Here is a 21,176-nt window from a genome sequence, read left to right as displayed (position 1 = left end):
CCTGGCCCTGGCGGTCGACCCTGCTGGCCGTCGCGGCGACCGCAGTCAGCGTCGGTGCGGGCTTCCTTCCGACGGCGGTCCGCCGGGCTGTGCGGCGCCTGCGGGCAGCATGACAGCGCGTCGCACCCCACGGAGTGCTCTCCCAGCCCACAGCCCCTTACCGGCCCGAACCCGACACTGTTGATCACAACTCAGGGGCCGAGTTCGGTGCCGCCGTGGCGGCGGAGGTAGGCGAGGACGGCGCGGACCCGGCGGTGGCCGCTGTCGCCGGCCGACAGGCCGAGTTTGAGGAAGACGCTGCCGATGTGTTTGTGGACGGCGTTGTCGGTGACGAAAAGCCGCTGGGCGATGGTGGTGTTGTCGTGCCCTTCGGCCATCAGAGCCAGGACCTCGCGTTCGCGGGGGGTGAGGGCGTCGACGGGATCGCCGCGGACGGCGAGGAGTTGAGAGATGACCTCGGGGTCCATGGCGGTACCGCCGGCGGCCACCCGGCGCAGTGCGTCGGTGAACTCTGCGATACGGCTCACCCGGTCCTTGAGCAGATAGCCGATGCCGCCGCGGGTGTCGGACAGGAGGCGGCCCGCGTATTCCTGCTCGACGTACTGGGACAGGACCAGGACGGGAAGTCCGGGGTGGTCGCGGCGGGCCCGGAGGGCGGCGCGGATGCCCTCGTCGCGGAAGTCCGGGGGCAGCCGCACGTCGACGATGGTGACGTCCGGGCGGTGGGCCTCGACGGCGGCTAGGAAGCCGGGGGCGTCGTCCGTGATCGCGGCAACCTCGAAACCCTGGGAGCTCAGCAGGAGTTCGAGTCCGGAGGACAGCAGGACGTTGTCCTCGGCGATGACTACACGCACGGCAGCTCCACGGTGATGTCGGTCGGCCCGCCCGGCGGGCTGCTGATCTTCATGGTGCCGTCCAGGGCTGCGGCGCGGCGGCGGATTCCGTCCAGGCCGCTGCCCCGGGATGCGTCCGCCCCACCGGTCCCGTCGTCGGTGATCTCTGCGGACAGCATCGCGCCGTTGCGGGTGACGCGGACGGCGGCCCTGGTCGCCCGGCTGTGCCGGGCGATGTTCGCCAGCGCCTCGGTGACGGCGAAGTAGGCGACCGCTCCGACCGCGGCCGGGACCTCACCGAGCTCGCCGATGTCGAGGCGGGTCGGCACGCCGGCCCTGGTGGCCAGGGTGCCGAGCGCGCCGGCGAGGCCCTGGTCGGCCAGGACCGGAGGGTAGATGGTGCGGATGACGGAGCGCAGCTCGGTCATGGCCTCCTCGGTCTCGGCCTTGGCCTGCCGTACGAGCACGGCGGCCGTGTCGGGGTCCCGGGGAAGGCTCTCCCCGGCCACGGCCAGCCGTATGGCGAGGGCCACCAGCCGGGCCTGGGTGCCGTCGTGCAGGTCGCGTTCGATCCGGCGGAGTTCCGCGCCGTGCGCCTGCAGGACGTCTGCGCGCGTCCGGGTGAGCTCGGTGACGCGCGCGGCCAGTTGTTCCGCGGGAGACGGTGCCAGGACTGCCAGGCAGCACCGCGCGTGCAGCCGGGCGAGCGGTGGCAGGGCGACGGTCGCCAGCGCCGCCAGGAGCAGGAATTGCGCCAGGTTGATCGTCAGTGCGGGGGCCCAGCCGTCGATACGGACATCGAGCAGCAGCAGCCGCGGCGGATCCGACGCGGGAAAGGCCCACCATCCCACGGTGACGACAAGGGTGAGGAGGAGATTACCCAGGCACAGCAGGACGAGAGCGCCCGCGGGCAGGCCGGTGGCCACCTGGGTCGCGAGCCACGCGAGGTCGCGGCGGAGGGCGCGCGGGCGCGGCTCCACCGGTCGGCCCAGCAGCGCCCCGGCGCGCCGGCGGTGGCGCTCCGCCCAGGGGGTTGCCAGCGACGGTATGCACAGCAGTGGCGCCGCCACGAGCGTCACCGCTGCGGTCATCAGGGTGCCGAGCAGGTAGCGTCCGCTGCGCCCGGTCCGGACCAACCGTGCGCGGGTCTCACCGATCACGCCGTGCACTGGTTCGCCTTCGTCTGTCGTACGGGGCCGGGAGCGGCCTTCGGACGCGTCACTGTACGTGCCGGGCGCCCCTGCGGCACTACAGCCACCTGTAGGTTTCGATCGGCCACCTGCGGTAGCGACGTGCGATTCGGCGGTTACCTAGCGTGGGATTCATGAGATCCACGACTCCGGCCTCCGCGCCGCAGCACCGCCCGTCCCAGCAGCGTCACCGCCGGATCGGCCGAGGGTGGCCGGCCGTAGCGGCGGCCGCACTCGCCGCAGTGGGTGTGGCCATGGCCGTCCAGCCCTCGGACGGCACGGCCGCGACAGCCGCGCCCGGCTACCGGCAGGGCGACCTGCGCCTGGACACCGATGCCATCCGGACACCGGGGGTCACCGGCGTTCAGGCGCGGGTGACCACCGTTTCCGGCCGGGATCTGGTCGCCACCGCCGGCGTCGCCGTGGCGGGCACGAACCGCCCGGTCCCCCGCGACGGCTACTTCCGGATAGCCAGCACCGGCAAAGCACTGATGGCCACGGTGATCCTGCAACTGGCCGACGAGGGCAAGCTGTCGCTGGACGACACGGTGGACCGCCGGCTGCCCGGTGTGATCGACGGCAACGGCAACGACGGACGGAAGATCACCGTACGTCAGCTCCTGCAGAACACCAGCGGCCTCCACGACGACCTTCCCGGCTTCGACACCCCGCAGGCGTACTACCAGCACCGCCACGACACCTACACCCCCGAACAGATCGTCGCCCGGGCGATGAAGCACCACCCGGACTTCCGGCCCGGCACCGGCTGGAGCTACTCCAACACCGGCTACGTCGTCCTCGGCATGATCGCCGAGAAGACCGCCGGCCGCCCATGGCAGGAGGAGGTCGAGCGCCGGATCCTGAAACCGCTCGGCATGCACCACACCTATCTGCCGGGCACCACGTCCACTCTTCGTCGCCCGCACGCCGACGGCTACCAGGTCTTCACCTCCGGCGAACGGACCGACGTCACCGAACAGATCGTCCCCGACCTCGGCGGCTATGTCTCCACCACGGCGGACGTCAACCGCTTCTTCCGGGGACTGCTGGGCGGCAAGCTGCTGTCCGAGGCGCGCATGGCCGAGATGCAGGACACCGTCCCGGTCGACAAGCGGATCGAGATGTTCTGGCCCGGCGGACGCTACGGCCTCGGCTTGGTCAGCCGCCCCCTGACCTGCGGCGGCAGCTACTGGAGCCACGAGGGAGGCGAAGCCGGCTACATCACCCTGAACGGCGCCACCGACGACGGCAGCCGCACCGTCACCGTCTCCATGTCCACCAGCTTCAACGACCCCGGCAAAACGCTCCGGCAGCACAAGGCCGCCAGTGGCCTCGTCGACCGCGCGCTGTGCGACACCGCCGGCGACGGACAGGGAAAGTGACCGCGAAAGTCGTCCCGGTGGCACCTCCTCAGTGACCCCGCCGGGCCCCCACCAGTACGTCGCCCGCCTCCGTGCGGAAGTACAGCACCGACCGGCCGGCCCGGCGGCGGTCCGCCAGACCCGCGTCGAGGAGGATCTTGAGGTGGCGGCCGACCGAGCCGAGGGCCTGGCCGGTCAGGGCGACGAGTTGGGTGGTGCTCTTCGGGCTGGTGAGGAGGACAAGGACCGACGCCCGCGCGGGGCCGAGGAGGCGGGACAGGCTGTCCGGGACCCGGGCCCGGTCCGCGTCGGCCAGGGTGCCCGAGCAGGGGTAGACGAGCGCGTACCTCTCGGCGTCGTCGTCCCAGGAGGCCCAGCCCGAGCGCTGGGTGACCGGGACGAACAGCAGCTGCACGCCGGACAGTTGCTTCGGGGGATAGTCGTGCGCATTGATCTGGAGCCGGCTCCCGCCCAGCCACCGCATCCCCGGGCACAGACCGCCCAGGGCGGCCGCCCAGCCGCCCTGGCTCAGCTGGCCGGTCCGCGCGACGATGTCCGCCTCGATGATCCGGCGGCGGCGCGGCCAGTCCGGCAGGACCGTGTGCAGCCAGACCCAGTGCAGGACGTCGGCGGCCCGCCGGGCCAGATCGTCACGGTCCAGGAGCGGTGGCAGAGGACCGCCGCCGAGCGCGACCGCCAGGTCCGCCCGAGCGCGCTCGGCGGTGGCCGCCCGGACGGGGGCCACCTCATCCTCGAAGGTCGGGGCGCCCTCACCCGTCGGCGTCGGGGTGATGAAGTCCGCGCTCCAGCTGCCTCCGAGCCCCGCCGGTACGAGAAGGGCCGCGACCGGGTCGGCGGCCTGCCGGGCGCGGTAGGCGGGCAGATGGGCGTCGAGCCAGGCCCGTTCGCCGGGGTGCTCGGGCCGGCCCCGCTCCAGGGAGTTCAGGGCGGAGACCGTCTCGGCGAGCGGCGAGACGACGAACCGGCTCCCCGCGAGCGTGTCCGTGTCGATCTGCCACGTACCCATGTCGTTTCGCCTCCGCGCGAAACTGTAACGGTCGCCGCGCGCCCGCTCCGAGACTCCCCGCATGCGCACCTACCGGGAACTCTTCCGTACGCCGCAGTTCGGACCCTTCTTCGCGACCAGTGCCGTACAGGTCGCCGCCTCGACGACGAGCGGCCTGGCCCTCGGCACCCTCGTCTACGCCGCGACCGACTCGCCGCTGCTCGCCGCCCTGTCCATGTTCGGCTCCTCGCTCGCCCAGATGATCGGGGCGACCCTGCTGATGTCGGCGGCGGACCGGCTGCCGCCCCGGGCCGCGATGACCGGTCTGGCGCTGGCCTTCGGGCTGGCCACCGCCGTCCTCGCCGTCCCCGGGCTGCCGTTGCCGGTGGTCTTCGCGATCATCCTGGCCGAGGGGGTGGTCGCGGCCGTGGGCGGCGGGGTGCGGTACGGGCTGCTCAACGAGGTGCTGCCCAAGGACGGTTACCTGCTGGGGCGTTCCGTACTGAACATGTGCTCCGGCCTGATGCAGATCGGCGGGTTCGCGCTCGGCGGGCTCCTGGTGGCGACGCTGTCCGCGCGCGGCACGCTGCTGGTCGCCGCCGCCCTGTATCTGACGGGTGCGGCCGTCGCCCGGTTCGGACTGGTACGCAGAAAGCCGCGCGCCGCCGGGCGGCCGTCGGCCGCCGAGACCTGGCGGATCAACGCCCTGCTGTGGTCCTCGGGCCCGCGCCGCCGGGTCTACCTCGCGCTCTGGGTGCCGAACGGGCTGATCGTCGGCTGCGAGTCGCTCTTCGTCCCGTACTCCCCCGGGCACGCCGGGCTCCTCTTCGCCTTCGCCGCGCTGGGGATGCTCGTCGGGGACACCGTGGCGGGCCGGTTCATCGCGCCGCGGTGGCGGAGGCGGCTGGCCACGCCCCTGCAACTGCTCCTGGCCGCCCCGTATCTGCTCTTCGCCGCGCGCCCGGCGCTCCCCCTCGCGCTCGCCCTGGCAGTACTCGCCTCGATCGGGTTCTCGGCCAGTCTGCTGTTCCAGGAGCGGCTGATGGCCCTGACCCCGGACGAGTTCACCGGTCAAGCGCTCGGCCTGCACTCCTCGGGGATGCTCACCATGCAGGGCGTCGCGGCGGCGCTGGCCGGCACCGTCGCCCAGTGGACCTCCCCCGCGACGGCGATGACCGTGATGGCGGCGGCCTCGCTCGTGGTCACCCTGGCCCTGGCCGCGGCCGGGCGCCGGGACGCGGGAGCGGTGGACGAGGACGGTGCGGGGCCGGACCGCTGCCCGGACCCGCATCGCGCCCGGCAGGTCAGTCGAAGATCGGGCCCTGGGTCCGGGTCCGCTTGATCTCGTAGAAGCCGGGAATCGACGCCACCAGCAGCGTGCCGTCCCACAGCTTCGCCGCCTCCTCGCCCTTCGGGGCGGGGGTGACGACCGGGCCGAAGAAGGCGATCTGCTCGCCGTCCGCGCCCGGGACGGCGATGACCGGGGTGCCGACGTCCTGGCCGACCTTGTCGATGCCCTCCTTGTGGGAGGCGCGCAGCTCGGCGTCGTACACGTCCGAGTCCGCGAAGTCCGCCAGCTCGGCCGGCAGGCCGACGTCCTGGAGCGCCCCGAGGACGGCCTCGCGGGTGGGGCCCTCGTCCCGGTTGTGGAAGCGGGTGCCGAGCGCGGTGTACAGCGGGCCGACGACCTCGTCGCCGTGCTTCTGCTGGGCGGCGATGACCACACGCACCGGGCCCCAGCCCTTCTCCAGCAGATCGCGGTACTCCTCCGGCAGCTCGTCGATCCTGTCCTCGTTGAGGACGGACAGGCTCATCACGTGCCAGCGGACCTCGACGTCGCGGACCTTCTCCACCTCCAGCATCCAGCGGGAGGTCATCCAGGCCCAGGGGCAGAGCGGGTCGAACCAGAAATCGACAGGGGTCTTGCCGGTCGCCGTACTGTTGTCGGGCATCGTCTCTCCTCTATAAGGGCGATCGCATCTGTGCGCTGAACGTCCCCGGAGGCGCCCGCCATTCCCGAGCGCCGGGCCGAGCAGCAGCATGGGAGGATCAAAACCATTCGAACGTGACACAAAGGAGTGTGCCCGTGCCCGGTGAGAACCTGTCCCGTGACGAGGCCCGCGAGAGGGCCGAGCTGCTGACCGTCGACGGTTACGAGGTCGAGCTCGATCTGCGTTCCGCCGTCGGCGGGCCCGACGGGGACGGGGACGCCGGTCCGCGCACCTTCCGCTCGGTGACCACGATCCGGTTCCGCAACGCGCGGGCCGGGGCGTCGACCTTCGCGGATCTGGTGGCGCCGGCCGTGGACGCGGTGACGCTGAACGGCCGGCCGCTCGACCCCGCCACGGTCTTCGACGGCACCCGGGTGGCGCTGGACGGGCTGCCGGAGGGCGAGAACGTCCTGGTGGTCGACGCGCAGTGCGCGTACAGCCGGACCGGCGAGGGCCTGCACCGGTTCGTCGACCCGGAGGACGGCGAGGTCTACCTCTACACGCAGTACGAGCCGGCCGACGCGCGGCGCGTCTTCACCAACTTCGAGCAGCCCGACCTGAAGGCCCCCTTCCGCTTCCAGGTGACGGCGCCGGAGGGCTGGACGGTGTGGAGCAACGGGGCGGAGGAGTCCCGGGACGGCGGGGTCTGGCGGTTCGCCGAGACGAAGCCGATCTCCACGTACATCACGGCGGTCGTCGCCGGTCCGTACCACTACGTGACGGACTCCTACAGCCGTACGTTCGAGGACGGTACGACGCTGGAGATCCCGCTCGGCGCGATGTGCCGCAAGGGTCTCGCCCGGCACTTCGACGCGGACGACGTCTTCCTGATCACCAAGCAGGGCCTGGACTTCTTCCACGACCACTTCGACTACCCGTACCCGTTCGGGAAGTACGACCAGGCCTTCGTGCCGGAGTACAACCTCGGCGCGATGGAGAACCCTGGCTGTGTCACGTTCCGCGAGGAGTACATCTTCCGCGGCAAGGTGACGCAGGCCGCGTACGAGAGCCGGGCCAACGTCATCCTGCACGAGATGGCGCACATGTGGTTCGGTGACCTCGTCACCATGCAGTGGTGGGACGACCTGTGGCTGAAGGAGTCCTTCGCCGACTTCATGGGCGCGTTCTCCATGGTGGAGTCGACCCGTTTCGAGAACGGCTGGATCACCTTCGCCAACAACCGCAAGTCCTGGGCGTACCGCGCCGACCAGCTGCCGTCCACGCACCCGATCACGGCCGACATCCGTGACCTGGAGGACGCCAAGCTGAACTTCGACGGCATCACGTACGCCAAGGGCGCCTCGGTCCTGAAGCAGCTGGTGGCATACGTGGGGCGGGAGGCGTTCCTGGAGGGCGCCCGGCGCTACTTCAAGAAGCACGCCTACGGCAACACCCAGCTGGGCGACCTGCTGTCCGTGCTGGCCGAGACGTCCGGGCGGGACATGACCGCCTGGTCGCGGTCGTGGCTGCAGACCGCGGGCGTCAACTCGCTGACCCCGGCCGTCACGTACGACGCGGCGGACCGGATCACGGAGCTGGCGGTGCTCCAGGAGGCGGCCGAATCCCACCCGGAGCTGCGGCCGCACCGGGTCGCGGTCGGGCTGTACCGGCGCGCCGACGACGGTGGCCTGGTGCGCTATGCCCGCGCCGAGGTGGACGTGGCGGGGCCGCGCACGGTGGTCGGGGAGCTGGCGGGGGCCGAGCGGCCCGAGCTGATCCTGGTCAACGACGACGACCTCACGTACTGCAAGGTCCGCTTCGACGAGGTGTCGCTGGCCACGCTGCGGGAGCACCTGGGTGACATCACGGACCCGCTGGCGCGGGCGCTGTGCTGGTCGGCGCTGTGGAACCTGACCCGGGACGGGCTGATGCCGGCCCGCGACTTCGTCTCCCTCGTGCTGGCCTTCTCGGGCCGGGAGTCCGACATCGGTGTGCTCCAGATGCTGCACACCTGGACCCGGACCGCGCTGGAGCAGTACGCGGTGCCCGGGTGGCGCGAGGAGGGCGGCCGGGCGCTGTCCGAGGGCGCGCTGCGGGAGCTGCGGGTCGCCGAGCCGGGCAGTGAGCACCAGCTGGCGTGGGCGCGGTTCTTCGCGTCGGTCGCCGACTCGGACGCGGACTTCCAGCTGCTGTCCGGGCTGCTGGACGGCTCGGCCCGGATCGACGGGCTCGACGTCGACCAGGAGCTGCGGTGGGCGTTCCTCTCCCCGCTGGCCTCGCACGGGGTGGCCGACGAGTCGGTGATCGATGCCGAACTGGCCCGCGACGACACGGCGTCCGGCAAGCGGCACCAGGTGCGATGCCTGGCCGCGCGGCCCTCCGCGGCGGTGAAGGCGCAGGCCTGGGCGGGCGTCGTGGAGTCGGACGCGCTGTCCAACGCGCTGGTGGAGGCGACGATCGCGGGCTTCGTCCAGCCGTCGCAGCGGGAGCTGCTGGCGCCGTACACGGGCAAGTACTTCGACGCGATCGAGCGGGTCTGGGCCGAGCGGTCGATCCAGATCGGGGTGATCGTGGTCAAGGGCCTGTTCCCGGCGCTTCAGGACGGCCCGTCGACACTGGCCGCGACGGACGCCTGGCTGGCCGCCCACGAGGATGCGGCGCCGGCGCTGCGCAGGCTGGTGCTGGAGGCCCGGGACGACCTGGCCCGGGCGCTGCGGGCGCAGGCGTGCGACGCGGGCGCGGCCGGGATCTGACGTGTGCCGGACGTGCCGGGGCCGGGCGGCCCCGGCACGTCCTGGACCGGAGCGGGTGGCCGGAAGGGGCCGAGCCGGACCGTTTCGGTCACCGAACGCGCGTACCTTAGTGCGGTGTTGTCCTGATTTGTCGACGGGCATGTAACACGGGTTAGCGCCGCGCCGGCTTGCGGGATACCCCGGAACATGACCCAGAACACGCCCCTCTCCCCCTGTCACCCCCGCACCACCGGCGATGTCCGCCAACGCGTGCTGTCCGCAGCCCAGTTGAGGGAACGGGGGGTGTCCGCCGCGGAGGCCGCCGCGCACTGCGCGGCCGGCGGGCCGTGGCAGCAGCCGCTGCCCGGTGTGTACGTCCTGCACCCGGAGCCGCCCACCGGCGAGGAACGACTGGTCTCCGCGCTGCTGTACGCCGGCCGGCCACCGGCCTCCGGCCGCCGGGGCGTACCGGCGCAGCCGGCACGGGAGACCGGGCCGGAGCCCTGGTACGGCGAGGCCGTGCTCACCGGGCTCGCCGCCCTCGCCCTGCACGGCTTCGCCGCCGTGCCGCCGCCCGCGTCGGCGGCGAGCATCGACGTGCTGGTGCCGCGCACCCGGCGGCTGCGTTCGGTCGGGTTCGTGTGCCTGGTGCGCTCCTCCGCGACGCCCCGCGCCGAGCAGGTGGGCGGCCTGCCCGTGGCCCCGGTGGAGCGGGCGCTCGCGGACGCGGTCGCCGGGCTCCAGGACCCCTTGGCCGTGCGCGGGCTGCTCATCGAGGCGGTGCGCGGCGGCCACTGCGAACCGGCTGCCGTGGTGCGCGAGTTGAGCCGCGCGAAGCTGCTGGACCGGCCGCAGGTGGTGCAGGCCGTGGACTCGTTCCTCGCCGAGGGGCGGGCGGTGGCGGAGAGCCGGCTGTACGAGATGGTGCGGGCGTACGGCCTGCCGGAGCCGCTGTGGAACGTGGATCTGCGGCTGCCCGGCGGCCCCTGCCTCGGCGGCGTGGACGCCTACTGGCCCGAGCAGGCGGTCGCCGTGGCACTGGACACCAGGGCACCCGGACGGGACGGGGAGTGGTGGTCCGGGTACGCCGCGGAGCGGGAGCATCTGGAGCGGCTCGGCGTCACCGTCGTACGCCTCTCGCCGAAGAGACTCCGCGACGCGAGCGAGCAGCAGGCGGTCGTGGTGCGTACGGCGCTGATGGCGGCGGCCGACCGCGAACCGGCCGCGTATGTGATGATCACGCCCCGCTGAGAGCGCGAGGAACGGCGGAGCGGGTCACAGGCGTCACTTATCTGTCACTTCGTCCCTGATGGCGCATCAGCACCAGTGGCGGGATTCTGCCATGTCCACATCTCGCCCACTTCAACTCTCCACAAACCCCTGTCATTTACGAAAGGGTGAGCGGTCATCCGGTACCGAATTCCGGACTCTCTCTTTCATATCCAGGGATGCTGATGACCTCCGAATCCCCCAGTTCCATACCCGGGGCGAGACGCGTGGCCCGAGTCGCGGCCGCCGCCGGTCTGGTGGCCGCGCTGGCCGCCACCGGCGTCGCCCCCGTCTTCGCCGCAGACACGCCCGACACCGCTCCCGTCAAGTCGGCCGCCGAGGGTGCCACGGCGAACAAGCTCGGCACCCATGACGAGCAGCTGCTGGCCAAGGCGAAGGCCAAGGGCCAGAAGAACATCACGATGATGGTCGCGACCGCTCCCGGTGCGACCGAGCAGGTCGCCGATCAGCTGGACGCCGTCAAGGGCTCCGTGCTGGGACGCACGTACGACAAGCTCGGCTACGTACGGGCGACCGTGCCCACCGCGACCGCCGATGCCACCATCAAGGCGGCGTCCAAGCTGTCGTCCGTCCAGGGCATCGATCTCAAGCAGGAGATCGAGCTGGACGACCCGACGCCCGCCGCCGACCGGGCGGCCGGGGCCAAGGCCTCGGTCAGGGCGACCGGCTCCTACCCGGCGCCCGGCAAGAAGACCCCGGCGAAGAACCCGTACAACCCGTCCTTCGAGACGGGCGCGGTCGACTTCGTCCAGCAGCACCCGAAGGCCGACGGCCGCGGGGTGACCATCGGTGTCCTCGACTCGGGTGTCGACCTCGGCCACCCGGCGCTGCAGAAGACCACCACCGGCGAGCGCAAGATCGTCGACTGGGTGACCGCGACCGACCCGGTCAGCGACGCCGACGGCACCTGGCTGCGGATGACGGACGCCGTGTCCGGCCCGACGTTCACGTACAAGGACCGTACGTACAAGGCGCCCGAGGGCGACTACCGGATCAAGCTGTTCGCCGAGGCCGCCACCAGGGGCGGCGACATGGCGGGCGACCTGAACCGCGACGGCGACACCACCGATGTCTGGGCCGTGCTCTACGACCCGGTCACCGGCACCACCCGCGTCGACCTGAACAACAACGCGGACTTCTCCGACGACACCGTGCTCAAGCCGTACAAGGAGAAGCACCAGGTCTCCTACTTCGGCAAGGACGACCCGCGGACCGATGTCGCCGAGCGCATCCCGTTCGTCGTCGAGACCCGCAAGAACGTCGTCCACAACGCCGCCGGTGACACCTCCGACTACGTCAACATCGGTGTCATCGAGAGCGAGCACGGCACCCATGTCGCGGGCATCACCGCCGCGAACGGCCTGTTCGGCGGCAAGATGAACGGTGCCGCGCCGGGCGCGAAAATCGTCTCCTCGCGGGCCTGCACCTGGTCCGGCGGTTGCACCAACATCGCGCTCACCGAGGGCATGATCGACCTCGTCGTGAACCGCGGTGTCGACGTCGTCAACATGTCGATCGGCGGCCTGCCGCCGCTCAACGACGGCAACAACGCGCGCGCCGAGCTCTACAAGCGGCTCATCGACATCTACGGCGTCCAGCTGGTCATCTCGGCCGGCAACGACGGTCCGGGCGTCAACACCATCGGTGACCCCGGCCTCGCCGACCACGTGATCTCCGTCGGCGCGTCGATCTCCAAGGAGACCTGGGCCGCCAACTACGGCTCCAACGTCACCAAGAAGTACGACATGCTGCCCTTCTCCTCGCGCGGTCCGCGTGAGGACGGCGGCTTCGCGCCGATCCTGACGGCGCCGGGTGCGTCCATCAACACCACCCAGACCTGGCTGCCCGGCGGCCCGGTCAAGGAGGCGGGCTATTCGCTCCCGGCCGGCTACTCCATGCTGCAGGGCACCTCGATGGCCTCGCCGCAGGCCGCCGGTGCGACCGCGCTGCTGCTGTCCGCCGCGAAGCAGAAGCACATCGAGCTGCCCCCGGCCGACCTGCGCACCGCGCTGACCAGCACAGCCACCCACATCAAGGGTGTGCCCGCGCACGCCCAGGGATCCGGTCTGATCGACATCGTCGGCGCCTGGAAGCAGATCGAGAAGCAGGGTGCCCCGGCGCACGAGTACTCGGTGAAGGCCCCGGTCGACACCGCGATCGACTTCGCGCTGAAGACCCCCGGCTTCGGCACCGGCCTGTACGACCGCGAGGGCGGCCTGAAGGCCGGTCGGACGAAGTCGTACGACGTCACGGTCACCCGCACCACGGGCCCGGACAAGGCCGTCAAGCACACGCTGTCGTGGAAGAACAACGACGGCACCTTCAAGCTGGCCGGCCCGTCCACCGTCTCCCTGCCGCTGGGCAAGCCGGTCACCGTCAAGGTCCAGGCGAAGCCGGGCAGCGCGGGCGTGCACAGCGCGATCCTGAAGGTGGACGACAGCAGGACCGTCGGTGTGGACCAGCAGATCCTCACCACGGTGGTCGTCTCCACGAAGCTCGTGAAGCCCGCCTACGCGTTCAAGGCGTCCGGCTCGGTGCAGCGCAACAGCAGCAAGTCGTACTTCCTGACCGTCCCGGAGGGTGCCAAGACCCTTGAGGTCGCCCTGGGCGCGCTGCGCTCGGGCAGCCAGACCCGCTTCATCTCCATCCACCCGTACGGCGTGCAGATGGAGGACAGCTCCACGATCTTCTGCTACCCGAACTACGAGAACCCGGCCAACACCTGCCGTCCGGACGTGCGCTCGTACAAGGACCCGCAGCCGGGCGTCTGGGAGATCGAGGTCGAGGCACGGCGTACCTCGCCGCTGCTGGACAACCCGTACAAGCTGGATGTCTCGCTGCTCGGTGCCACCTTCGACCCGGCGGTGCAGACCATCGCCGAGGCGAAGGTCGGCACGCCGGCCGCGGTGAACTGGAAGGTCACCAACAACGCGGGTGACCTGGAGGGCGCGCTCAAGGGCGGCTCGCTGGGCTCGGCCAAGGTCGCGAAGCCGTCGATCAGGACGGGCGACCAGCAGGAGTACACGGTCACCATCGGTGAGGGCGTGGAGAAGCTGGACGTCGCCATCGGCGGCACGGCGGACGCCAACGCCGACCTGGACCTGTACGTCTACCTGGGCGACACGGAGGTCGGAAAGTCCACCACGGCGGGCTCCGAGGAGTCCGTCAGCCTGGCGAAGCCGGCCGCCGGTACGTACACCGTCCTGATCGACGGCTACGACGTCCCGGCCGGTACCACCACGTACGACTACCGCGACGTGTACTACGCACCGTCGCTCGGCACGATCAAGGTCGACGAGTCGAAGGCCGTGAACCTGGCCAACGGCGCCTCGGCGCAGATCGGTGCCGAGGTCGCGGTCGCCGGGGCGGCCCCCGAGGGCCGGCAGTTCTTCGGCGAGGTCCACCTGGTGAACGGCCGCGGCACCGCCGCGGGCACCGGCAGCGTCGTGATCGAGAAGGTCACGCCGTAACGGTCACCCTGTGATCCGTACGACAGGTACGGCGGTGGGGCGGGCGCTCGACGGAGCTCCCGCCCCACTGCTGTGTGCCCGGCCGGGCGGGCACTGTCCGTACCTCGGACAATGGATTGGACAAGAAAGCCGTGAACATACGCATCATGGAACGGCAACCGTCTCAGTTCGTACGTTCGAAGGAGTCCCTGTGAAGGTCGGAATCGTCGGCGCCACCGGTCAGGTCGGCACAGTCATGCGCAGGATCCTGGCCGAGCGCAAGTTCCCGGCCGACGAGCTGCGGCTGTTCGCCTCAGCCCGTTCCGCGGGCTCGACGATCGAGTGGCAGGGCCGGGAGATCACCGTCGAGGACGCCTCGACGGCCGACTACACCGGGCTGGACATCGTGCTGTTCTCGGCCGGCGGCGCGACGTCGAAGGCACTCGCCGAGAAGGTCGCCTCGCAGGGCGCCGTCGTGATCGACAACTCCTCCGCCTGGCGCAAGGACCCCGAGGTCCCGCTCGTCGTCTCCGAGGTCAACCCGCACGCGATCGCGAACCGGCCCAAGGGCATCATCGCCAACCCGAACTGCACCACGATGGCCGCCATGCCCGTGCTGCGCCCCCTGCACGAGGAGGCCGGTCTCCAGGCGCTGACCGTCGCCACCTACCAGGCGGTGTCCGGCTCCGGTCTGGCCGGTGTCGCCGAGCTCCACGGCCAGGCGTCCAAGGTCGTCGCCGACGCCGACAAGCTCACCCACGACGGCGAGGCCGTCGAGTTCCCCGAGCCGGGCGTGTACAAGCGTCCGATCGCCTTCAATGTGCTGCCGCTGGCCGGTTCGATCGTGGACGACGGCTCCTTCGAGACCGACGAGGAGCAGAAGCTCCGCAACGAGTCCCGCAAGATCCTGGAGATCCCGGAGCTGAAGGTGTCCGGCACCTGCGTCCGGGTGCCGGTCTTCTCCGGCCACTCGCTCCAGGTCAACGCCCGTTTCGCCCGTCCGCTCGGCGTGGAGCGCGCGTACGAGCTGCTGAAGGACGCGCCGGGCGTCGAGATCTCCGAGATCCCCACCCCGCTCCAGGCGGCCGGCAAGGACGCCTCGTTCGTCGGCCGGATCCGGGTCGACGAGACCGTGGAGAACGGCCTCGCGCTCTTCGTCTCCAACGACAACCTGCGCAAGGGCGCGGCGCTGAACGCGGTGCAGATCGCGGAGCTGGTCGCGGCGGAGCTGAACGGCTGACGCCGGACGGACACGGAGAGGGGCGGCCACCGGGTGCGGTGGCCGCCCATTCGTATGGGTGCGCCGACGCGGACCGGGACCCCCGCCGGAGCGTGTGACGTGGAAGGATGACCGGAAAACGTCACATACCAAGGAGATGACCGCGTGCCTGGCACCAATCTGACCCGCGAAGAGGCACAGGAGCGGGCGCGCCTGCTGACCGTGGACGCGTACGAGATCGATCTCGACCTCTCCGGAGCGCAGGAGGGCGGCACCTACCGGTCCGTGACCACCGTGCGCTTCGACTGCGCCGAGGCCGGTGCGGAGACCTTCATCGACCTGGTCGCCCCGGCCGTGCACGAGGTCGAGCTGAACGGCAAGGCGCTGGACGTCGCGGCCGTGTTCCGCGACTCGCGCATCGCGCTCCCGCACCTGGTGGCGGGCTCCAACGAGCTGAGGGTCGTCGCCGACTGCGCGTACACCAACACGGGCGAGGGCCTGCACCGCTTCGTCGACCCGGTCGACCAGCAGGCGTACCTCTACACCCAGTTCGAGGTGCCGGACGCGCGCCGGGTCTTCGCGAGCTTCGAGCAGCCGGACCTGAAGGCGACGTTCCGGTTCACCGTGAAGGCGCCGCAGGGCTGGACGGTCATCTCGAACTCGCCGACGCCCGAGCCGCAGGACGACGTCTGGTCCTTCGAGCCGACCCCGCGCATCTCGTCGTACATCACGGCCCTGATCGCCGGCCCGTACCACTCGGTGCACAGCAGCTACGAGCGGGACGGCCAGACGGTCCCGCTCGGCATCTACTGCCGCCCGTCGCTGGCCGAGTTCCTCGACGCGGACGAGATCTTCGACGTCACGCGGCAGGGCTTCGACTGGTTCCAGGAGAAGTTCGACTACGCCTACCCGTTCGCCAAGTACGACCAGCTGTTCGTCCCGGAGTTCAACGCCGGCGCGATGGAGAACGCGGGCGCGGTCACCATCCGCGACCAGTACGTGTTCCGTTCGAAGGTGACGGACGCGGCGTACGAGCGGCGTGCGGAGACCATCCTGCACGAGCTGGCGCACATGTGGTTCGGCGACCTCGTCACCATGGAGTGGTGGAACGACCTGTGGCTGAACGAGTCGTTCGCCACGTACACCTCGGTCGCCTGCCAGGCGTACGCGCAGGGCTCGAAGTGGCCGAACTCCTGGACCACCTTCGCCAACTCCGAGAAGACCTGGGCCTACCGCCAGGACCAGCTGCCCTCCACGCACCCGATCATGGCGGACATCCGTGATCTGGACGACGTGCTGGTCAACTTCGACGGGATCACCTACGCCAAGGGCGCCTCGGTCCTGAAGCAGCTGGTGGCGTACGTCGGCATGGACGAGTTCTTCAAGGGCGTCCAGGCGTACTTCAAGGCGCACGCCTTCGGCAACACCCGGCTCTCCGACCTGCTGGGCGCCCTGGAGGAGACCTCCGGCCGCGATCTGAAGACCTGGTCGAAGGCGTGGCTGGAGACGGCGGGCATCAACATCCTGCGCCCGGAGGTCACCACCGACGAGAACGGCCACATCACCTCGTTCACCGTGCTCCAGGAGGCCCCGGCCCTCCCCGCCGGCGCGAAGGGCGAGCCGACGCTGCGCCCGCACCGCATCGCGATCGGCTGCTACGACCTCGACGCGAACGGCAAGCTGGTCCGTACGGACCGCATCGAGCTGGACGTCGACGGCGCCCGCACGACCGTGCCGTTCCCGGCCGGTACCGCCCGCCCCGCCGTGATCCTGCTCAACGACGACGACCTCTCGTACGCGAAGGTCCGGCTCGACGAGGAGTCGCTGCGCGTCGTCACCGAGCACCTCGGCGACTTCACGGAGTCCCTCCCCCGCGCCCTGTGCTGGGCCTCCGCCTGGGACATGACCCGCGACGGCGAGCTGGCGACCCGTGACTACCTCGCCCTGGTGCTCTCCGGCATCGGCAAGGAGTCGGACATCGGCGTCGTGCAGTCGCTGCACCGCCAGGTGAAGCTGGCGCTCGACCTGTACGCGGCGCCGGAGTGGCGCGAGGCCGGGCTGACGCAGTGGACCGAGGCCACCCTCGCGCACCTGCGTGCGGCGGAGCCGGGCAGCGACCACCAGCTGGCCTGGGCCCGTGCCTTCGCGGCCACGGCCCGCACCCCGCAGCAGCTGGACCTGCTGCAGTCGCTGCTCGACGGCAAGGAGACGGTCGAGGGCCTGGCCGTCGACACGGAGCTGCGCTGGGCGTTCGTCGAGCGGCTCGCGGCAACCGGTGTGTTCGAGGAGGACGAGATCGCCGGCGAGTACGAGCGCGACAAGACCGCGGCGGGCGAGCGCCACGCGGCGACCGCCCGCGCGGCGCGCCCCACCGAGGAGGCGAAGGCGGAGGCCTGGGCCTCGGTCGTCGAGTCCGACAAGCTGCCGAACTCCCTCCAGGAGGCGGTCATCGACGGCTTCGTCCAGACCGACCAGCGCGAGCTGCTGGCTCCGTACACCGAGAAGTTCTTCGCCTCGGTCAAGGACGTCTGGGACTCGCGCAGCCACGAAATGGCGCAGCAGATCGCGGTCGGCCTCTACCCGTCCCTCCAGGTCTCGCAGGCCACGCTGGACGCCACGGACGCCTGGCTCTCCTCGACGGAGCCGAGCGCGGCCCTGCGCCGGCTGATTTCGGAGTCCCGCTCGGGCATCGAGCGCGCCCTGAAGGCCCGGACCGCGGACGCGGCGGCGGCCACGGCGTGACGCGCTGACCGGTGACACAGGAAGGGGCGCCTCCCGTGGTGGAGGCGCCCCTTCCTGCGGCGGCCGCCGGTGATCCCGAAACCGTTGGCGGCGTGGCCGCTTACGGGGGTCGGCGGGACGATCTCCTCCCACTTCACGTCGTCGGCGAGGAGGGCGTCATAGCAGGGCCTGCGCGGTCGCGGTGACCGTGCCCCGGTCCCGCAGGGTGCGCAGGATGCGGAGCCTCTTGACGTCCCACTCGGTCATGGCCGCAACCTACCCGGCGCCGGGTACGAGGCCCGGCCGCGGACATGCGTGTGCGCCGCGCGGTACTCGGGGAGCACCTGCGGCGCACACGGGAGGTGCGTGTGGGTACTAGGCCTGCTTCTTGGACTTGTCCAGGACCATGACCAGGCCCGTGATGACCAGGTACAGGACGATGGGTGCCACGACGTAGAGGCCGATGGTCTCCATCGCGCTCAGGCCGGGCCCCGGGTCGTCACCGTCGTCGCGGGTGAGCGCGAGCGCGGGGGACGACATGAGCAGCATCATCAGCGTCGTGCCGGCCGCGACGGCGCCGGTGCGCATAGCGTTCTTCTTGTCCACGGTGCAAACGTAGCGAACGCCCGCGAGAGGCGCGCGCCCGGGGGTGCCGTACGAGGTCGGGCCGGGGTCATGGATGGCGTCGGGGCGGGGTCACGGGTGGGTGCTCCGGTGGGTTTCCGGGGCGGGGTCCGGGCGGTCCGCGCGCGGGCGGAAGACCTCCATCAGCCGGTGCAGGCGGGGTGCGACGGCCAGTTCCTCCAGGGTGACCGGATGGCCCTCCGCATCGGCGACCGGCAGGCGCCAGTTGGGGTACTGGTCCCAGGTGCCGGGGAGGTTCTGCGGGCGGCGGTCACCGAGTGCGTCGGGCAGCCAGACGCCGGTCAGGCGGGCGGGGGTGCGCAGCAGGAAGCGGTGCACGGCACGGACGGCGCCCTCCTCGTCGCCCTCGCCCTCGGGGAGCAGGCCGAGCCTGGCGAGATGGGCCAGCCACTCGGCGGTGTCGGCCGCGTCCGCCGTCAGCTCCTGGTCGAGGGGGCGGGTGAGCAGGCCGAGGCGGTGGCGCAGCGTCACATGGTCGCCGGTCAGGCGGGCCGCGGTGGACGGCAGATCGTGCGTGGTGACGGTGGCGAGGCAGTCCTCGCGCCAGGCCTCGGGGGCCAGTGGGCGGCCGGTGCCCGCCCAGTCCCGTTCGAACCAGAGGACGGAGGTGCCGAGCACGCCGCGCCGGGCCAGCGCCTCGCGGACCCCCGGCTCGACCGTGCCGAGGTCCTCCCCCATGACGACCGCGCCGGCCCGGTGCGCCTCCAGGACGAGGACGGCGAGCATCGCCTCGGCGTCGTGGGTGACATAGGTGCCCTCGGTGGGCGGGCGCCCCTCGGGCACCCACCAGAGCCGGAAGAGGCCCATGACGTGGTCGATGCGCAGGGCGCCCGCGTGGGCGAGAAGCCCGCGGAGCAGGCCGCGGTACGGGGCGTAGCCGGAGGCGGCGAGGATGTCCGGGCGCCACGGCGGCAGGCCCCAGTCCTGGCCGCGGGCGTTGAAGGCGTCCGGCGGCGCGCCGACGGACATGCCGTGCGCGAAGGCGTCCTGCTGGGCCCAGGCGTCGGCGCCGCCGGGGTGCACACCGACGGCGAGGTCGTGGACGATGCCGACGGCCATGCCCGCGTCGAGGGCGGCGCGCTGGGCGGCGGCGAGCTGACCGTCGGTCAGCCAGGCGAGCCGGCAGTGGAAGTCGACCCGGTCCAGCAGTGCGCCGCGGGCGCGGGCGGTCTCCTCGGAACGGGGGTCGCGCAGCCCGGCGGGCCAGCCGTGCCAGTCGGGGCCGTGCATCTCGGCGAGGGCGCACCACAGGGCGTGGTCCTCCAGGGCCTGCCCCTGCTCGGCGAGGAAGTCGCAGTACGCGGCGCGGCGGCCGGGGGTGAGGGGCGCCTGTCGTACGAGTTCGAGCGCCTGGCGCTTGAGTTCCCAGACGGCGTCGCGGTCGATCAGCGCGCCCTTGTTCAGGACGGTGTCGCTGAGCGCGGCGGCGTCCTGGCGCAGGTCGTCGAGGGCGGCCCGGTCCGTCACGTGCCCGTACTCGGGGACGGACTCGATGTGCAGGTGCACGGGGTCGGGGAAGCGCCGCGACGAGGGGCGGTACGGGGAGGGGTCGGTGGGCCGGCCGGGCACGGCGGCGTGGAGCGGGTTGAGCTGGACGAAGCCGGCACCGAGGGCCCGCCCGGACCAGGCGGCGAGGTCGGCGAGGTCCCCCAGGTCGCCCATGCCCCAGGAGCGGGCGGAGAGCAGGGAGTAGAGCTGGACGAGGAAGCCGTGGCTGCGGGCCGGCGGCCGGGGTGCCCGGGGCGGGGCGACGACGAGCGTGCCGGCCGCGCTCCGGCCGCCGGGCGCCCGTACCGCCAGCCGGTGCACCCCGAGCGGCGGCTCGGTCCACCAGGCGGGGGCCGCGGGCGCCTCCGTACCGGCATCCGTCCCCTCCGCGTCGGCCGGGTCCGCCACCGCGCCCACCAGGTTCCCCCGTCCGCCGGCGGCGTCCCGCGGCGAAACGGCCGGATCCGGCCGGTCGGCCGGAATACGCATCGGCGGGGGCGGAGCCGAACCGGGGTCTTCGAGGGAGATCTCCAGCGTGGTGCCGGGCGGCAGCGCGGTCAGGGCGCCGGGCAGCGGCTCGCCGGTCCACACCACCACCGTCGGCGGGAGCAGCCGGGAGCGGGCCGAGGACTCGGCGGCGGCGAGCGATTCCCGTACCGCTTCGGGCGTGGTGGCGTCCACACCGAGCGCGGCGAGCACGGCGACGACCGTGTCATCGGGGACGGACACGGTCACGTCGGCGGACGAGGAGTAGGAGGTGGCGACGCCGTGCAGTGCGGCGAGCCGGGACAAGCCCATTCAGACTCCTGGGAACTCCGTGCCCCACGCGGCGCCGGGCATGGCTGGTTCGCTGGTCAGCGGGGCGTTGACGGCGAGCGGGGGTTCGCTGGTCAGGGGGGTGGCGTCGGCGAGCGGCGGCTCGCTGGTGAGAGGTATCGCATCGGCGAGCGGCGGCTCGCTGGTCAGCGGGCCGGGGCCGGGCGCGGGAACCTGCGGCGCGGGGAACGGCGGCGCGGTGGGACCGGGTCCCCGTTCGGGGAGGGCGGAGAGCGGACGCTGCACGACAGCGGGCATGGCGGCCTCCTGGCCGTGAGGAAACGGGACACAGCAGGCCTACCCGGCGGGATCGGCCCCTGGCGTAGGCGTCATCACAACGAATTCAACGTGCCCTGGGTCACATTCCGTTCCCCGCAGGCCCGTTCTCCGTAAGTTGTCCGCTGTTTTCGGCCATCCGGCGTCGTCTTTGGCGTCTGCGGCCCTGGCCCGCCTCCCCCTGCCCCGTCTGCCGCCCCGGGCATTTCCGGCACACCA

14 protein-coding genes are annotated in these 21,176 nt (G+C 71.8%); 7 read left to right on the top strand and 7 right to left on the bottom strand.

The features are described from left to right. Positions 1 to 191: 191 nt before the first annotated feature. Positions 192 to 854, bottom strand: coding sequence for a response regulator transcription factor (locus tag IE107_RS29720; protein ID WP_189547448.1), 663 nt, complete (start codon positions 852 to 854; stop codon positions 192 to 194). After that, positions 845 to 2,002 (bottom strand): sensor histidine kinase, encoded by a 1,158-nt coding sequence (locus tag IE107_RS29715; RefSeq protein WP_229867343.1) that lies wholly within the window; start codon positions 2,000 to 2,002, stop codon positions 845 to 847. Before IE107_RS29715 ends, IE107_RS29720 begins: the two co-directional genes overlap by 10 nt. 155 nt (positions 2,003 to 2,157) lie before the next feature. On the opposite strand from IE107_RS29715, the gene IE107_RS29710 reads away from it, so the two are divergent. After that, on the top strand, positions 2,158 to 3,405 hold the full coding sequence (locus IE107_RS29710) for a serine hydrolase domain-containing protein (protein WP_189547447.1): 1,248 nt from the start codon (positions 2,158 to 2,160) through the stop codon (positions 3,403 to 3,405). 28 nt (positions 3,406 to 3,433) lie between these two features. Here the strand turns inward: IE107_RS29710 and IE107_RS29705 are convergent, their stop codons facing one another. Then, positions 3,434 to 4,411, bottom strand: a complete 978-nt coding sequence (locus IE107_RS29705; protein WP_189547446.1) for a winged helix-turn-helix domain-containing protein — start codon at positions 4,409 to 4,411, stop codon at positions 3,434 to 3,436. 61 nt (positions 4,412 to 4,472) lie between these two features. Here IE107_RS29705 and IE107_RS29700 point away from each other — a divergent pair, with 61 nt between their 5' ends. Further along, complete coding sequence (locus IE107_RS29700) at positions 4,473 to 5,732, top strand: MFS transporter (RefSeq protein WP_189547445.1); 1,260 nt, start codon at positions 4,473 to 4,475, stop codon at positions 5,730 to 5,732. Here IE107_RS29700 and IE107_RS29695 read toward each other — a convergent pair. Continuing rightward, complete coding sequence (locus tag IE107_RS29695) at positions 5,695 to 6,342, bottom strand: mycothiol-dependent nitroreductase Rv2466c family protein (protein WP_189547444.1); 648 nt, start codon at positions 6,340 to 6,342, stop codon at positions 5,695 to 5,697. The genes IE107_RS29700 and IE107_RS29695 overlap by 38 nt on opposite strands. 134 nt (positions 6,343 to 6,476) lie before the next feature. Between IE107_RS29695 and pepN (IE107_RS29690) the strand changes: the two genes are divergently transcribed. The 5 genes from pepN (IE107_RS29690) to pepN (IE107_RS29670) all read left to right on the top strand — a co-directional run bounded on the left by pepN (IE107_RS29690) (position 6,477) and on the right by pepN (IE107_RS29670) (position 17,753). Further along, positions 6,477 to 9,074: an aminopeptidase N gene (gene pepN / locus IE107_RS29690; protein ID WP_189547443.1), complete on the top strand. Its 2,598-nt coding sequence runs from the start codon at positions 6,477 to 6,479 to the stop codon at positions 9,072 to 9,074. 186 nt (positions 9,075 to 9,260) lie between these two features. Next, positions 9,261 to 10,304, top strand: coding sequence for a hypothetical protein (locus tag IE107_RS29685; protein ID WP_189547442.1), 1,044 nt, complete (start codon positions 9,261 to 9,263; stop codon positions 10,302 to 10,304). Between the two features lie 197 nt (positions 10,305 to 10,501). Beyond that, positions 10,502 to 13,813, top strand: a complete 3,312-nt coding sequence (locus tag IE107_RS29680; RefSeq protein WP_189547441.1) for a S8 family serine peptidase — start codon at positions 10,502 to 10,504, stop codon at positions 13,811 to 13,813. A 190-nt stretch (positions 13,814 to 14,003) separates the two neighbouring features. After that, a complete protein-coding gene (locus IE107_RS29675) occupies positions 14,004 to 15,032 on the top strand; it encodes an aspartate-semialdehyde dehydrogenase (protein ID WP_189547440.1) in 1,029 nt (342 codons plus the stop codon). Positions 15,033 to 15,176: 144 nt separating this feature from the next. Next, positions 15,177 to 17,753, top strand: coding sequence for an aminopeptidase N (pepN, locus tag IE107_RS29670; RefSeq protein WP_189547439.1), 2,577 nt, complete (start codon positions 15,177 to 15,179; stop codon positions 17,751 to 17,753). A gap of 354 nt (positions 17,754 to 18,107) precedes the next feature. On the opposite strand, the gene IE107_RS29665 is transcribed toward pepN (IE107_RS29670), so the two are convergent. The 3 genes from IE107_RS29665 to IE107_RS29655 form a co-directional block, all read right to left on the bottom strand. Continuing rightward, the gene (locus IE107_RS29665) at positions 18,108 to 18,338 is read right to left on the bottom strand and encodes a hypothetical protein (protein ID WP_189547438.1); all 231 of its coding nucleotides are present in this window, start codon (positions 18,336 to 18,338) and stop codon (positions 18,108 to 18,110) included. A 90-nt stretch (positions 18,339 to 18,428) separates the two neighbouring features. Then, on the bottom strand, positions 18,429 to 20,663 hold the full coding sequence (malQ, locus tag IE107_RS29660) for a 4-alpha-glucanotransferase (RefSeq protein WP_189547437.1): 2,235 nt from the start codon (positions 20,661 to 20,663) through the stop codon (positions 18,429 to 18,431). After that, on the bottom strand, positions 20,664 to 20,939 hold the full coding sequence (locus tag IE107_RS29655) for a hypothetical protein (protein ID WP_189547436.1): 276 nt from the start codon (positions 20,937 to 20,939) through the stop codon (positions 20,664 to 20,666). Positions 20,940 to 21,176 lie beyond the last annotated feature (237 nt).

The sequence above is a fragment of the Streptomyces gelaticus genome, from assembly GCF_014649535.1.
In the GTDB taxonomy this organism is placed as follows: Bacteria; Actinomycetota; Actinomycetes; order Streptomycetales; family Streptomycetaceae; genus Streptomyces; species Streptomyces gelaticus.
Note: the sequence above shows the minus strand (reverse complement) of the source record. Positions and strands in the feature narration are given on the sequence as shown.